Annotated in this window: 13 protein-coding genes and 1 riboswitch; of the genes, 5 read left to right on the plus strand and 8 right to left on the minus strand. The window is 61.8% G+C overall.

Annotation, left to right across the window (positions count from 1 at the left end; all coding sequences use genetic code 11):
* Nucleotides 1-28: 28 nt before the first annotated feature.
* Genes ACFWYE_RS01480 through ACFWYE_RS01490 form a run of 3 tightly spaced genes read right to left on the minus strand, consistent with a single transcriptional unit; the run spans nt 29 to nt 2,036 of the window.
* Entirely contained in the window at nt 29-751 is a 723-nt protein-coding gene (locus ACFWYE_RS01480; RefSeq protein WP_379109139.1) for an SDR family oxidoreductase, read from the minus strand.
* A 44-nt stretch (nt 752-795) separates the two neighbouring features.
* Entirely contained in the window at nt 796-1,638 is an 843-nt protein-coding gene (locus ACFWYE_RS01485) for an oxidoreductase (protein ID WP_379109140.1), read from the minus strand.
* 41 nt (nt 1,639-1,679) lie between these two features.
* Nucleotides 1,680-2,036, minus strand: coding sequence for an Atu4866 domain-containing protein (locus ACFWYE_RS01490; RefSeq protein WP_379070103.1), 357 nt, complete (start codon nt 2,034-2,036; stop codon nt 1,680-1,682).
* 130 nt (nt 2,037-2,166) lie between these two features.
* Here ACFWYE_RS01490 and ACFWYE_RS01495 point away from each other — a divergent pair, with 130 nt between their 5' ends.
* A complete protein-coding gene (locus tag ACFWYE_RS01495; protein WP_379109142.1) occupies nt 2,167-3,069 on the plus strand; it encodes a LysR family transcriptional regulator in 903 nt (300 codons plus the stop codon).
* A 182-nt stretch (nt 3,070-3,251) separates the two neighbouring features.
* A complete protein-coding gene (locus ACFWYE_RS01500) occupies nt 3,252-4,937 on the plus strand; it encodes a Na+/H+ antiporter (RefSeq protein ID WP_379109143.1) in 1,686 nt (561 codons plus the stop codon).
* Between the two features lie 18 nt (nt 4,938-4,955).
* Here the strand turns inward: ACFWYE_RS01500 and ACFWYE_RS01505 are convergent, their stop codons facing one another.
* Both ACFWYE_RS01505 and ACFWYE_RS01510 read right to left on the minus strand, forming a co-directional pair.
* Nucleotides 4,956-6,482: an ABC-F family ATP-binding cassette domain-containing protein gene (locus ACFWYE_RS01505; RefSeq protein ID WP_379109144.1), complete on the minus strand. Its 1,527-nt coding sequence runs from the start codon at nt 6,480-6,482 to the stop codon at nt 4,956-4,958.
* A gap of 329 nt (nt 6,483-6,811) precedes the next feature.
* Entirely contained in the window at nt 6,812-7,357 is a 546-nt protein-coding gene (locus tag ACFWYE_RS01510; protein WP_379070113.1) for a dihydrofolate reductase family protein, read from the minus strand.
* A gap of 208 nt (nt 7,358-7,565) precedes the next feature.
* Between ACFWYE_RS01510 and glyA the strand changes: the two genes are divergently transcribed.
* The 3 genes from glyA (at nt 7,566) to ACFWYE_RS01525 (ending at nt 11,931) form a co-directional block, all read left to right on the plus strand.
* Nucleotides 7,566-8,879 carry a serine hydroxymethyltransferase gene (gene glyA, locus ACFWYE_RS01515; protein ID WP_379109146.1) on the plus strand — a complete coding sequence of 438 codons (1,314 nt, stop codon included), beginning with the start codon at nt 7,566-7,568 and terminating at the stop codon, nt 8,877-8,879.
* A gap of 188 nt (nt 8,880-9,067) precedes the next feature.
* The gene (locus ACFWYE_RS01520) at nt 9,068-10,573 is read left to right on the plus strand and encodes a DegQ family serine endoprotease (protein WP_379109148.1); all 1,506 of its coding nucleotides are present in this window, start codon (nt 9,068-9,070) and stop codon (nt 10,571-10,573) included.
* A 47-nt stretch (nt 10,574-10,620) separates the two neighbouring features.
* Nucleotides 10,621-11,931 (plus strand): replication-associated recombination protein A, encoded by a 1,311-nt coding sequence (locus ACFWYE_RS01525; RefSeq protein ID WP_379070123.1) that lies wholly within the window; start codon nt 10,621-10,623, stop codon nt 11,929-11,931.
* 36 nt (nt 11,932-11,967) lie between these two features.
* Here the strand turns inward: ACFWYE_RS01525 and ACFWYE_RS01530 are convergent, their stop codons facing one another.
* The 3 genes from ACFWYE_RS01530 to ACFWYE_RS01540 form a co-directional block, all read right to left on the minus strand.
* Nucleotides 11,968-12,729, minus strand: coding sequence for a Stf0 family sulfotransferase (locus ACFWYE_RS01530; RefSeq protein WP_379109150.1), 762 nt, complete (start codon nt 12,727-12,729; stop codon nt 11,968-11,970).
* A gap of 81 nt (nt 12,730-12,810) precedes the next feature.
* Nucleotides 12,811-13,341 (minus strand): manganese efflux pump MntP family protein, encoded by a 531-nt coding sequence (locus tag ACFWYE_RS01535; RefSeq protein WP_379109151.1) that lies wholly within the window; start codon nt 13,339-13,341, stop codon nt 12,811-12,813.
* Nucleotides 13,318-13,544: riboswitch (yybP-ykoY riboswitch) on the minus strand. It overlaps the preceding gene by 24 nt.
* 276 nt (nt 13,545-13,820) lie before the next feature.
* Entirely contained in the window at nt 13,821-14,219 is a 399-nt protein-coding gene (locus ACFWYE_RS01540) for a RidA family protein (protein ID WP_379070132.1), read from the minus strand.
* Nucleotides 14,220-14,418 lie beyond the last annotated feature (199 nt).

A 14,418-nucleotide genomic window follows, 5' to 3' on the forward strand; every position in this document is an offset into this window, starting at 1 on the left:
AGAGACCTCTCTGGCGCGCCATCTTCAGTCAATGCGGGCTTGCCGTTGGTCGAATGATGATCTCGCTGACATCGACGTCGGCCGGTTGGCTGATCGCATAGGCGATGGCGTTGGCGACGGCTTCGGCACTGATGGTGATGGCACGCCAGGCTTTCATGGCTTCGCGTGCCCTGGCGTCCGTGATGGTGTCGGCCAGCTCCGAGGTGGTGGTGCCCGGCGAAATGACTGTGACGCGGATACGGTCGGTTTCCTGCCGCAGCCCATCTGAAATGGCCCCGACGGCGAATTTCGTGGCGCAATAGACGGCGGCTGTCGGCGAAACGCTGTGGCCGCCGATCGACGACAGGTTGATGATCTGGCCGTTCATCAAGGGCAGGGCGGCTGCGATGCCATAGAGCACGCCTTTGATGTTGACGTCCACCATCCTGTCCCACTCGTCCACCTTGAGTTCCGCGAGCGGAGACAAGGGCATGATGCCGGCGTTGTTGACGATGACATCGAGTCTGCCGAATTGCTCTTGCGCATAGCGTGCAAAGGCTTCGACATCGGCACATTCGGTAACGTCGAGCCGGCGGCTGCGGACGGAACCACCGGCAGCGGTTATCTCGTCGCCGAGGTTTTGCAACCTGTCCATTCGGCGCGCGCCAATGACGACATGTGCGCCGCCGGCAGCGAGAACTCTTGCCGTTGCCTCGCCGATGCCGCTGCTGGCACCGGTGATGGCGACAACCTTTCCTTCAATTCCGTTCATGCAGACATCTCCATGGTCTGGGCAATTCTTGCGGGTGGCGGGGATCAATCGGGAAAATCAGCGCTGAGCGTGGTCTCGGCCCAGGCATCGAAGTTCTGCCGCAACGCATCGAGCCGCTGGCGCGCGATGGTCAGGGCCGCAGCACCGAGCAGCAGCCGCAGCGGTGCTTCGTCGGCTTCAAATGCCGAGATGATCGCCTTGGCTGCCCGTGCGGGGTCGCCCGGCTGGCGGCCTGATGCCCCGCGGGTTGCCTCACGGCGCTTTCCCGCCGTTTCCGCATAGTCGTCGATGATGGTCCCCGATTCGACCATCGAGCGGCCGGCCCAATCGGTACGGAAGGCGCCGGGTTCGATGATTGTCACCTTGATGCCGAGTGGTTTCACCTCGTGCGAAAGCGATTCCGAAAGTGCCTCCACGGCGAATTTCGTGGCGTGGTAGTAGCCGGTGGCGGCAAAGGCCACGAGACCGCCGAGCGACGAGACGTTGAAGATATGCCCCCGGCGACGGGCGCGCATGCCAGGCAACACGCGCTTGGTGACGGCGACGAGACCGAAGACATTCGTCTCGAATTGATCGCGGATCTCGCGATCGTCGCCTTCCTCGATTGCAGCCAGATAGCCGTAGCCAGCGTTGTTGACGAGCACGTCGATGGCGCCGAACTCTGCCTCCGCCGCTGAAACGGCCCGCTCGACGGAAGCGTTGTCGGTGACGTCGAGCTGCAGGGCGAGCGCGCGTTCACCATACCTGGAGGCCAAGGCGTCTAGCGCATTGGAATTGCGTGATGTTATGGCGGCACGCCAGCCGCGTTCCAGAACGGCTTCGGCAAGTGCCTGGCCGAGACCGGAGGAGGCTCCGGTGATGAACCATACAGGATTGGTCATCGTCATGGTGAGTTCCTTTCAGTCGAGAGCGGGTGCATCTCCGGTATTCATTGGCGGCGTAGGATCATGCCGCCGTGGTGAAGGGTGTTTTCGTCGACGAAGTCGCCATCGGCGGTGAAGCCGGTGTCGTCCCAGTATTCGATATGGGTGCCGGTCACTTCGTAACGGCCCTGATAGGCGTTTTGCCTGCTGCCGCGCGCTTCGTCGTAGCGGCCATCAGGCAAGAGTTCGTGGCGGACCCTGCCGTCATCGGTCGACCACATGCCGACATAGGGATGCTGTGTCATCTCCCGCTCCTTGAGGATGTTGGAATTGGTGACGCTTTCCGATGCCGGAGCCGGCGTTGCCGAAAGCATGGCCAGGATCAGGCAGGGCAGGACGTGTCTTTTGCTGCTCACCGTCATTGTTCGATCTCCGGTCCAGCCTTGCGCCACGCGGTATTGCGTACGACTTGGCTGGCAGGGGGAACATAGGAGCATCGATTGGCACGATCGACTTGCCAATCGAAGACGCGTTGGTTAGTGATTTTAACCAATGGCGGACGATTTCGAAGGCATTTCGGTGTTCCTGGCCGTGGCGGAAGCTCGCAACTTCCGGCTCGCGGGCGAGCGCCTTGGCGTTACCCGCTCGGCCGTGAGCCAGGCATTGCAACGGCTGGAGGACCGGATCGGCACCGCACTGGTGCAGCGGACCACGCGAAGTGTCAGCCTGACGGAAGCCGGCGAGATGTTCTACGACATGGTCCGGCCGTCGGCGCAGGACATAACCGAGGCAGTGCAGGCGGTCCGTGAAACGCAGACACGCCCTTCCGGCCTGCTGAAGGTTACAGTGTCCTCGATTGCCGAGCGTTTCATATCGGGGCCATTACTTGCAGGGTTCCTTGCGCAATACCCGGAGGTGAAGCTGGACATCACCATCACGGACGAGGAATTCGATATCGTCGCGGAAAGCTATGACGCTGGTGTCAGACTGGGCGAGGTGATCGAGCAGGACATGGTCGCCGTGCCGGTTTCCGCAGAACAGCGGCAGTGCGCGGTCGCTTCGCCCACCTACCTTTCGAGGCGCGGCACGCCGCTTCACCCGCGCGATCTGACGGATCATGTCTGCATCGGCTGGCGACCGCGGCCGGACACGGCACCATATCGCTGGGAATTTACCGAACACGACCGCGATTTCGAACTGGCGGTCGATCCGGCCATGACCACCAACGACATGGGCATGATGATCCGCATGGCCTGCGCTGGGGCAGGCATCACTTTCGGCATGGTGGCGACCTTCGAACCCTATTTCGCCAGGGGGGAACTGGTGCCGCTTCTGGAGAGTTATTGCCCGCCTTTTGCCGGTTTCCATCTTTATTTCCCCCGGCGTCATCGTCAGCCGCTCAAGCTGCGGGCGCTGGTGGATCATGTCCGCACCTTCAGGAAAGATCAGGCCTGAGAGGCAGCGGCGGCGGGAGTTGGAAACTTGAATCACAATATGGGTTCAAGGCATTGGACAAAAAGGGAAAAACTTTTTCGAACCTGCGCCGATAGGATGAGAAAAGTTGGCGTCGCTGTTCCCGGTGCTTTCCTCGCCAGACCAAACGGTTTAGGTCGGGCGGGTCACTGTTGGAGAAATGCTTGGCCGTCGCGACGCTGATCCTGCTGCTTCTGGTGCTGGTGGCCGCATCCGGCGTGCTGGTACGCTTCCTGCCACTGCCCTTGCCAATCATCCAGATTGGTTTGGGTGTCTTTCTGGCATGGCCGATCGACGGCTTGCGCGTAGAACTCGAACCGGAGCTGTTTCTTCTCGTCTTCGTGCCGCCGCTTCTGTTCATCGACGGCATCATGCTGCCGAAGCGCGAGTTTGCCGCATTGGCACCGCGCATCTTCGGTCTGGCCTTCGGGCTCGTCTTCTTCACGGTCGTGGTTTTCGGGTACGCACTGAATTGGCTGCTGCCGCAGGTGCCGCTGCCGGTTGCCTTCGCGCTTGCTGCCGTGCTGTCGCCGACGGATGCCGTCGCGGTGTCTTCCATTGTCGGTCGCGATCTCGTTCCGGCCCGTGTCCGCCATATCCTCGAAGGCGAGTCGCTGCTCAACGATGCATCCGGCCTTGTCGTGCTGCGATTTGCCGTCGCGGCAGCTCTGACCGGGCAATTCTCGCTCGGTGAAACGGCCTTGACCTTCGTGCTGGTCGCAGCGGGCGGCGCATTGGCGGGGTTTGCAACCCTTTGGGCGGTGGCCAAGGTGCTGCGCATTGTGGCCAAGATTGGCGACGTGCGGCCGGAGGTGGAAGTGGTCATCCTGATCCTCCTGCCTTTCGCTGCCTATCTGCTGGCGGAAAAGTTTCATCTTTCCGGAATTCTGGCGGCGGTGACGGCCGGTCTCTACATTGCTCGCGCCGGTTTGTTCGGCTCGCTGTCGTTTCCCGCGCGCATGCAGAACATGGCGCTGATCGAGATGCTCTCGTTCACCTTCAATGGTGTCATCTTCCTGCTGCTTGGCCTGCAGTTGCCGACGATTATCCGGAATGTTCCTCCGGAATTGTCGCTCTACGGCAGCTTCTGGGAGCCGGTGCTTGCCGTGATGACGCTGACGCTCATCCTGCTTGCCATACGTTTTGCCTGGATTGTCTTCGGGTCGACGGCTCGAGGCATCATCGAGCGCTGGCGGGGGCGCGAAACATTCAGGCTCACCACGCGGTTGCGGGTGGTCATGACGCTGGCCGGCGTGCGCGGCGCGATCACTCTTGCCGGCATTCTGTCGCTTCCGCTCGTCATCTCCGAGAATGGGCCTCCTTTTCCGGCACGCGATCTCGTCATTTTCATCGCCGCTGGCGTCATCATCTGTTCGCTCGTACTGGCCAGCGTGGCGCTGCCGATCGTGGCACGCGGCATTCCGCTGGACGAGGAAGAGGAGAGCGCCATCGAGGAGCGGATGGCACGCCAGGTCGCGGCCGAAGCGGCGATTGCCCGCATTGAGCAGATGGTGGATGAGGCGCAAGCCACGCCCTCACTTTATGAGGCACGTCTGGCCGCCGCCCAGCAGCTCATTCCCGCCTATCGGCAACGCATTGTCGCCGGCGAGGAAGAAGATACGACCGTCAAGGACATACAGCCCGCACTCCAGTCGATGCTCGATGCTGCTTTCGCGGCCGAGCAAGCTGCCTTGCTCGGCCTTTTGCGGGCGCGCAAGATCGACGACACGACCATGCGTGCGGTGATCGGAGAGGTCATGCTCAACCAGGCGCTGAATTCGCGCAAGCAGGTGAACAAGCGCGCAAACGCAAAAAAACCGGCGGCAAGGAAGGCAGGCGCCAGGAAGTAAAAGCGCCGGCCATCAGCTTCAGTCATCGCCGGACACGGTTGCGAAGAAATGCTCCGGTCCATCGACTTCGATCAGCTTGCGATTTTCGATCTGCCAGAATCTGTTGCCGACCGTGCGCACGAAGCTGCGGTCATGCGAGACCAGCAGGCAGCTTGCCTCATGCGCCATCAGTTCGGTCTCCAACGCCTCCTGGCCCTCGATGTCGAGGTGGTTGGTCGGTTCGTCGAGCAGGTAGAAGTTGGGATTGGTCAACCTCAGCACCAGCATCGCCAGCCTGGCTTTCTGTCCCCCGGAAAGCCGGCCGATCGGCCGCTCCTGCATATCGATGCCGACGCCGGCACCCGCCAGCAACGATCGAAGCCGCTGATCGCCGAATTCAAAGCGGCGACCGATCGCAGCCATGGGCGTGTCGGTATTGCCGAGATCGGCAAGCGCCTGGTCGACATGGCCAAGCGCCAGCGATGGCGTGGCACGAATACCGGACTGGCCACCGTCGCTCCCCGAAATAGCGTCGCGCAGCATGCCAACCAGTCGTGATTTGCCCGAGCCATTGCGGCCAAGCAGCACGATGCGGTCGCCCTGGCAGATCCAGCGCTTGCCGGTCCTGAACAACAACGTTCCGTCGGGCGTCGTCACTTCGGCATCGTCCAGCGTCACCAACTGCCTGGCATGGGTGCCGCGGTTTGCCAGGCGGATGGCGCCGGCCGAGCGTTCCTGGTGCGCCGGGCGTGCCGCATCCTCCAGTCGCTCGGCCCGGTCCTTCAGCTGCTTGGTCTTGATGACGAGCAGGTCGCTGCCGGAATTGATGCCGATGTTGTTCAACTTGGCAGCCTGACGACGAAGTTGCTGTGCTGCCTTCATGTCCCGCTGATATTGCCGCTCCTGCGAGGCGTCGATCTCGTCCAGCGCCACCCGCGCCCTCGAATAGGGCAGGGCAAAGGTCTGGCTCTGGTCCGCGCGCAGGAACAGCGTGCGGTTGGTGACGGCATCGAGGAAGGCACGGTCGTGGCTGGCCACGATCAGCGGGATGCTCTGCGGCAGGCTGTTCAGCCAGTCTTCCAGCCAGCGTATGCGGGCGAGGTCGAGGTGATTGGTGGGCTCGTCGAGCAGCAAGGCATCGGGATCATTGACCCACACGCGCGCCAGCAGGGCAAGGCGCTGCCAGCCACCACTCAGCGCACCGAGCGGCCGGCCGCGCAGGTCATCAGGCACCTCGAAGGTCTCCAGCACCACGTCGGCACGCCAGCTTTCGCTTTCCGCCTGCTCCGACGGCAAGGCCTGGCGCACGGCTTCGTGGAAAGGCAGGGTAAGCAGTGTGGGGGCCATGTCCTGTTCGACGTGGCCGATGGTGAGGCCACGCGCTTTGGTGATATCGCCGTCAGTTGGTTCGAATGTGCCCGCGATGGTGCGCAGCAGCGTCGACTTGCCTCTGCCGTTCGCCGCGACGATACCGATCCGGTCGCCAGCTTCCACGGAAAGGTCGAGATTGGAGAACAGGCGTGCGCCGAGCGTGACGCCGAGTGCCTTGAGATTGATCAGTGCCATTGTTTTTCTCTGGTCTGTCGCGAGCCTCGCCGGATGCCAGGCATGTCCGATGCCTGGCAGTGTGCCGGATTGCGTTGGCTCGTCATTGTAACGATGAGCGGACAAGTCGGCGTGTCGCCGATGTCGCGCTACCCCTTGGGGCAGACCAGATAGAGATGCTTAAGTGCGATCGTCTCGTTGGTCAGCCCTGCAAACGCATTTGCAGGGCCTGGATCGGGCCACGCTGACGATGTTGATCATGTCTGAACACGCAGCCCTCCTTTCTTCTCGACGGTTGCAGGGCATAGATAAACGCGGCTGCATGTCGATGCAAGCCGACTGCGGACCAATTATGCCGCTGCATAGCGCAGAAGCACGACATCCTGCGGCAGGATCCGCTGCCCGATGAACCGGAGTTTCGGCGTCTTGCCGGCGAAGAACGGCTTGCCACCACCAAGCACCACGGGATTAACATAAAGGTGGTACTCGTCGATCAGATCCAGTCCATCCAGGCTGGCCGCGAGTTCAGCGCCGCCGACATCAATGATGCCTTCGGTTTCAGCCTTGAGGTGCTTGAGCGTTCCGGCGACATCTTCGTTGATCAGCGTTGCATTCGGCCCAACGTCACGCAGCGTCGTGGAACAGACGAATTTGGGTGTTGCCTGCCATGCCGTCGCGAACTCCCGTGCCTCGTCTGGCCAGTCGGCCTGATCGCTGTCCCAGTAGCGCATCGCCTGATAGAGTTTGCGGCCGCAGACGCTGACCCGTGTGTCGTGCATCAGCCGGTTGAAGTATCGGTGCAGCGGCGCTTCCGGCACCGGCAACTCCGGGCCTCCTTCCGGCCCGGTGATGTAGCCGTCCAGGGATGTCAGCATGCCGAAGATCATCGTGGCCATCTTTGTCTCCAATCTGATTGCATTTTGCAATCAGATCGTGCGAATGGCAAGAGGAACCGGTGTTGATTGACCCGCCTGGTTTGTCCGGCCGGAAGGTTCAAGAAAACGGCGCGATCCGGCCAGAGGATTTCGCAGTGTAAACGTGGCAGCGCCGGGACAACTGTGTTAATGGCGCCGTGACTTTTCCGGACAGTGAGGATCCCAGTCCATGGCAACAGCAGCGGCCGTTTCGAACTCCCTCGAATCCTTCTTTGGAACACCGCTCGCGGAGGTCGATCCTGAGATCTTCGGCTCCATCCGCAACGAGCTTGGTCGCCAACGTCATGAGATCGAGCTGATCGCCTCCGAGAACATCGTCTCGCGCGCCGTCCTCGAGGCGCAGGGCTCGATCATGACCAACAAATATGCCGAGGGTTATCCGGGCAAGCGCTATTACGGCGGCTGCCAGTTCGTCGATGTGGCTGAAGAACTTGCCATCGAGCGTGCCAAGAAGCTGTTCGACTGCAAGTTCGCCAACGTCCAGCCGAATTCCGGCAGCCAGATGAACCAGGCGGTGTTCCTGGCGCTGCTACAGCCGGGCGATACCTTCATGGGCCTCGACCTCAATTCCGGTGGTCATCTCACCCACGGCTCGCCCGTCAACATGAGCGGCAAGTGGTTCAAGGTCGTCTCCTACGGTGTGCGCAAGGACGATCATCTGCTCGACATGGAAGAGATCGAGAAGCTCGCCCAGCAGCACAAGCCCAAGCTGATCCTTGCCGGCGGCACCGCCTATTCCCGTGTCTGGGACTGGAAGCGTTTCCGCGAGATCGCCGATTCGATCGGCGCCTACCTGATGGTCGACATGGCTCATATCGCCGGCCTTGTCGCCGGCGGCGTGCATCCAAGCCCGCTGCCGCATGCGCATGTGGTGACCACCACCACCCACAAGTCGCTGCGCGGCCCGCGCGGCGGCATGGTGCTGACCAACGACGAGGACATCGCCAAGAAGATCAATTCGGCGGTCTTCCCCGGTCTGCAGGGTGGCCCGCTGATGCATGTCATCGCCGCCAAGGCGGTGGCATTCGGCGAGGCGCTGAAGCCGGACTTCAAGATCTATGCCCAGAACGTCGTTGCCAATGCCAAGGTGCTGGCCGAGAGCCTGAAGGAGACCGGTCTCGACATCGTTTCCAACGGTACCGACAACCATCTGATGCTGGTCGATTTGCGGCCGAAGAATGCTACCGGCAAACGCGCCGAGGCTGCCCTTGGCCGCGCCAACATCACCTGCAACAAGAACGGTATCCCGTTCGATCCGGAAAAGCCGTTCGTCACGTCGGGTGTGCGTCTCGGCACTCCGGCTGGCACGACACGCGGTTTCGGCCAGGCCGAATTCCGCGAAATCGGCAAGCTGATCGCCGAAGTGCTGGACGGCCTCAAGGTGGCCAATTCCGATGAGGGCAATGCGGCCGTCGAGGCTGCGGTCAAGGCCAAGGTGGTATCGCTGACCGAGCGCTTCCCGCTTTATCCTTATCTCGGCTGATTGTCGGGCTAGACAAAACCCGCCGGGTGTCCCTTGAGGCGCGCCCGGCGGGTTTATCGTTTCCGGCAGACGGATCGACCTAAGTTTCCGCCGGTCCCAATTCGACAAAAGATCGGAAATACCGATCCGGCCTTTCATTTTGCACATTCATCGCGACAATGGCGCGCAATTCGTTCGGAGGATTCGGTATGCGTCCTAACAGGCTGTCCCTCATTCTGTTTTTGGCCTTCACGGCGCTGTCGCTGGCTTTCGGGCCTGGCAACTCGCTGGCGCAGGAGAATGCGCAGCAGCCGCCGGCCAAGAGCGAACCAGGCCTGTCCGATGTGCTGACGGACCTGCTGCACGGCGTCGAAGGCGAGAATTCGACCGGTGGCCCAGACAAGCGCGTTCCGTTCGGTCGGGAGGAGGTGCAGCTCTCCTTCGCGCCGCTGGTCAAGCAGACCGCGCCCGCCGTGGTCAACGTCTATGCCTCGCAGACCGCCAGGGTGCGGTCGCCGTTCGATGGCGATCCCTTCTTCGAAGAGTTCTTCGGCCGCTCCGTGCCGCGTGCGCAGTCCTCGCTGGGCTCCGGCGTTCTGGTTGATCCAAGCGGTATCGTCGTCACCAACTTCCACGTCATCAAGAACGCCGACGAGGTCAAGGTCGCCACCTCGGACGGGCGCGAATTCACCTCCAAGGTGATGTTGAAGGACGAGACGCTCGATCTCGCGGTGCTGAAGATTTCTGCGGACAAGCCTTTCCCGGTCGTTCCGATCGGCGATTCCGATGCGCTTGAGGTCGGCGACCTCGTGCTGGCCATCGGCAACCCGTTCGGCGTTGGCCAGACCACGACGTCCGGTATCGTTTCGGCGCTCGCGCGCAGCCATATCGGCATCTCGGATTCCGGCTACTTCATCCAGACCGATGCGGCCATCAATCCCGGCAATTCGGGCGGCGCGCTGATCAACATGGGTGGCCAGCTGGTCGGCATCAACACAGCCATCTACAGCCGCAGCGGCGGTTCCATCGGCATCGGCTTCGCCATTCCCGCCAACATGGTGCGCGCCTTTGCGGAAGCCGCCAAGGCTGGCAGCGACTTCTTCGAGCGCCCCTATATCGGCGCGGAGTTCGAGGCGGTGACACCACAGATTGCTGAATCGCTGGGCATAGAGAAGGTGGGTGGCGCGCTCGTCTCTTCCGTCGCCGATGGTGGTCCGGCCGCCAAGGCCGGCCTGAAGCCCGGCGACGTCGTCCAGACGCTGAATGGCGCAGTGATCGAAGGCATCGAGGCGCTCGACTATCGCATGGCGACGCTGACGATCGGCTCGAATGCCACGTTCGGCGTTCTCACCAAGGGCCAGCAGCAGCAGATCGCGATTGCGCTCGAGCGCGCGCCGGAAGGTCTCACCACGCAGCAGATACTCCTGCGTGGCCGTAGCCCGTTCGCGGGCGCCAGGGTGGCGGATCTTTCGCCGCGCCTCGCACAGCGGCTTGGTTTGCGCAGTGATGCCAAGGGCGTGGTTCTTGTCGACATTGCCAGCGCCTCGCCAGCTTCGGATTTCGGTTTCCAGCCGGGCGACATCGTGCGTGAGGTGAATGGCATCACCATCGATTCCGCCAAACGGCTGGAAGAAGCTGCACTGCAAAGCACGCGCTGGTGGCGCTTTACGGTGGAGCGGGGTGGGCAGACGCTGCGGCAAGTCCTACGTTATTAGGCCCAACGACCCCTCTGGGAGCGTGGAAACACGCCTGAAATTGCCACATGGCCGACCTGTTCGGAAGCGATGAAGTTGAAAAGGCGCCACCTGGCAGGCCATTGGCCGACCGGTTGCGTCCGAAGACGCTTGCCGAAGTTGTCGGTCAGGAGCACCTGACCGGGCCGGACGGCGCGCTCTCGCGCATGATCGCGTCGGGCTCGCTGGGCTCGATGATCTTCTGGGGACCACCGGGCACCGGCAAGACGACGGTGGCCAGGCTGCTCGCCGGCGAAACCAGCCTGGCATTCGAACAGATCTCGGCGATCTTCTCCGGCGTGGCGGACCTCAAGAAGGTGTTCGAGACCGCCCGCCTGCGTCGCTCCAACGGGCGCCAGACCCTGCTCTTCGTCGACGAGATCCACCGCTTCAATCGAGCGCAGCAGGACAGTTTCCTGCCGGTGATGGAAGACGGCACCGTCATTCTGGTCGGGGCCACCACCGAAAACCCGTCCTTCGAACTGAACGCGGCTCTTTTGTCCCGCGCGCGCGTTCTGGTGTTCCAGTCGCTCGGCGAAGCCAGCATCGCCAAGCTGCTGGAGCGGGCGGAGGAGACGGAAGGCAAGCCGCTGCCGCTCGATGAGGAGGCGAGGGAGGCGCTTGTGCGCATGGCCGACGGCGACGGCCGCGCGTCGCTGACGCTCGCCGAGGAAGTATGGCGCGCGGCCAAGCCGGGCGAAGTTTTCGACGCCGCCGGGCTGCAGGGCGTGGTGCAGCGTCGTGCGCCGATCTACGACAAGGGCCAGGATGGCCACTACAATCTGATCTCGGCGCTGCACAAATCCGTAAGGGGCTCCGACCCCGATGCCGCGCTCTATTACCTGTCACGCATGTTCGATGCCGGCGAGGATCCGCTGTATCTCGGCCGCCGGCTGGTGCGCATGGCTGTCGAGGACATCGGTCTGGCTGATCCGCAGGCACTCGTCATCGCCAACGCGGCGAAGGATGCGTATGACTATCTCGGCTCACCGGAAGGTGAACTGGCGTTCGCGCAGGCCTGCGTCTATCTCGCTACCGCGCCGAAATCGAACGCCGTCTACAACGCTTTCAAGGCGGCGACGCGGGCGGCGAAGGAAAATGGCTCGCTGCTGCCCCCCAAGCACATCCTCAACGCGCCTACCAAGCTGATGAAGGAAGAAAGCTACGGCACCGGTTACCGTTATGATCACGACGAGCCGGACGCCTTTTCAGGCCAGGACTATTTCCCGGAAAAGATGGGGCGGCAGACATTCTACGACCCGCCGGAGCGCGGCTTCGAACGCGAGATCAGGAAGCGCCTGGAGTATTGGTCGAAGCTGAGGAAGGAGAGGGGGGAATAAGCCCCTTCCGCGGAAGGCTGAAAGCGAAAAAGCAATCTAGGCGGTTCGTCCCGTCTCACGTCTGTATCTTGCAACCCACTCACTGCTTGTCGCGTCTGCCAGCCTGGCTGTTCCAGCCCTGATGGTCCTGGCAAGTTCGGGATCCCTGCCAAGCGCGGACAGCACGTTCGACAGGGCAAGCTGTGGGTCGGTGGACATTGTCTCATATGTCAGCCGCAGCGGTTCGATGGCGCGCAGCTTGAAGAAATTGATCCAGGACGCGTCGTCTTCTTCCAGCTCACGCACGACCCCGCCGATCTGGTCCCCATCGTAGGCGACGGGCCGGAGTGTTTCTTCGCCCTCGAGCACGGTGCCATCGCTGTTGCGATGCCACAAACCGCTCTGTTGCGCGCGGATCAGGGAGACGGCTTGTGCAACCTTATCCAGGCGCGACAGATGGATGTAGAGTGACGGCCCGAAAGTTTCTTCCAGCCTGGTCGTTATGTCCGCCTTGCCGCCGGCAACGTTGTCCAGTCGCCGGGAGGCGTCGGTGACGCTCGCCCACATCAGGCGAAGGCCGAAAGTACCTGTACCGTCGGCGCCGACCCTCCGCATCGCGGCGACATAGTCCTTGTCGAATTGCACGTCGTCCGGGGACGATGCCGGCTCGATGCCCCAATCTTCTGCCCATTCCGCAACATCCTGCTGCCGGAAGTACGAATGAGGGCGTCCTGCGACGCGGGTTTCAGCCAGCATGCTGCAAAGCAAGGTGCTGCCCGAGCGCGGCGTGCCGCAGATGATGTAGGAGGAAAACTGCATAGTCAGGCAACACCTGTGGTGTGGTCGTCCAGGTCGCGTGGAACCGAGCGAGACGGCAATTACCCCGATAGTGAGGGCAAGTCACGCGGCCAGCAGATGGTCGAAGAGTATCTTTGCGCCAAGGCCGATCAGGGCGACGCCGCCGACGATTTCGGCATATCTGCCAAAGCGCGCGCCCAGATATCGTCCAGCGAGCATGCCGCCTGTCGACATCACCATGGTTGCCAGGCCGATCGCCGCGGCAATCACGAAGATATTGACGTTTAGAAAGGCCAAAGAGACGCCGACGGCCATGGCGTCAAGGCTTGTTCCCACGGCGGTCGCCAACAGGCCAAACGCTGAAGGGCTGCCTGTTTCCTCCTGCACAGCGTCTTTTCGTGAAAGGGCGTGGATTGTCATCCTGCCACCAACGGCCGCCAGCAGGATGAAAGCAACCCAATGGTCGACCGCCTGGATGTATTGACTGGCGGCGACACCCAACGCCCAGCCGATGAGGGGCGTCAGCATTTCGACGACACCGAACACAAGTCCGGTTCGAACTGCTTGAGACAATGTCGGGCGAATGGGAGAGGCACCGCGCCCCAGCGCGGCAATCAAGGCGTCGACAGACATGCCGATAGCCAGCACGGCAATAGAAACGGGTGACATCGCTGATCCCGGAGTTAGGACGTTGGCCGGACGAGCAAGGCTTTCCTGTCCAGGAAAAGCTTTCGTCACGGTCTTGCCGAGCGCCAAAAGCGCCGGCCGCACCACGCGAGAACGCGAGTATGTTGATGCGGCCCCGTTTCCGGTGGCTACTCCCCGATGGCTCGTCGATTATCAAAAGGCTGTGTGGCCGTCAATGTGCTTTGGGTTTTAATTTATTATTTTCAATAACTTAGCCTTGGCTATCTTTGCGAGGTCAAGACAAGAAACCTTGACGCGGCGAAGCGGAAAACGTCGGAAAGGACTGAATTTCGAACAGATGCCGCTCGAAGCGGGTCAGGATTGTGGGCGAAGCTTTGACCTGAAAAAAAACCGCTCCGGTGGACCGGAGCGGTTTGCCTGTAACGTGCGCGAATTCTGTTCGAAGTCGAGCTGCAGCTTTCGCTTTATGCGCTTGCGGGAATGCGCGCGATGACCTTGATCTCGAAATCGAAACCGGCAAGCCAGTTGACCCCGAGCGCGGTCCAGTTCGGGTAGGGCGCCTTGTCGAAGATCCGGTTCTTGACGGCCATGATGTTCTCGAACTGGTTTTCCGGATCCGTATGGAAGGTGGTGACATCGACGATGTCATCGAACGTACAGCCGCCGGCCTTCAAAGTTGCCTGCAGGTTTTCGAAGGCGAGTTCGACCTGGCGCTTGAAATCGGGCTCTGGGGAACCGTCGGTGCGGCTGCCGACCTGACCTGAAACGAACAGGAGATCGCTGGAGCGGATTGCGGCCGAATAGCCGTGGGCTTCGTAGAGCGCATGCCGCTCAGCCGGGAAAACCGGTTCACGTTTTGCCATGTTTTGTCCTTCTCAGATTTCTCGCGCCGTGCCGATGCGAAGATGCGGGACACGGCCGCGTCGATTGACATACGAGGCGTATGTAAGATTGCGGCGTGGCATTTCAATACGCATACGTTGCGTATGTGAGATTGCCAGGCAGTCGCGCGAGCGATGTTCGCGACCCCGGATTGTCCGGGCAGCGGCTGAGCGCTGCCAG

Origin of the sequence: Mesorhizobium sp. NPDC059025 (assembly GCF_042739655.1) — a bacterium.
Classification (GTDB): domain Bacteria; phylum Pseudomonadota; class Alphaproteobacteria; order Rhizobiales; family Rhizobiaceae; genus Mesorhizobium.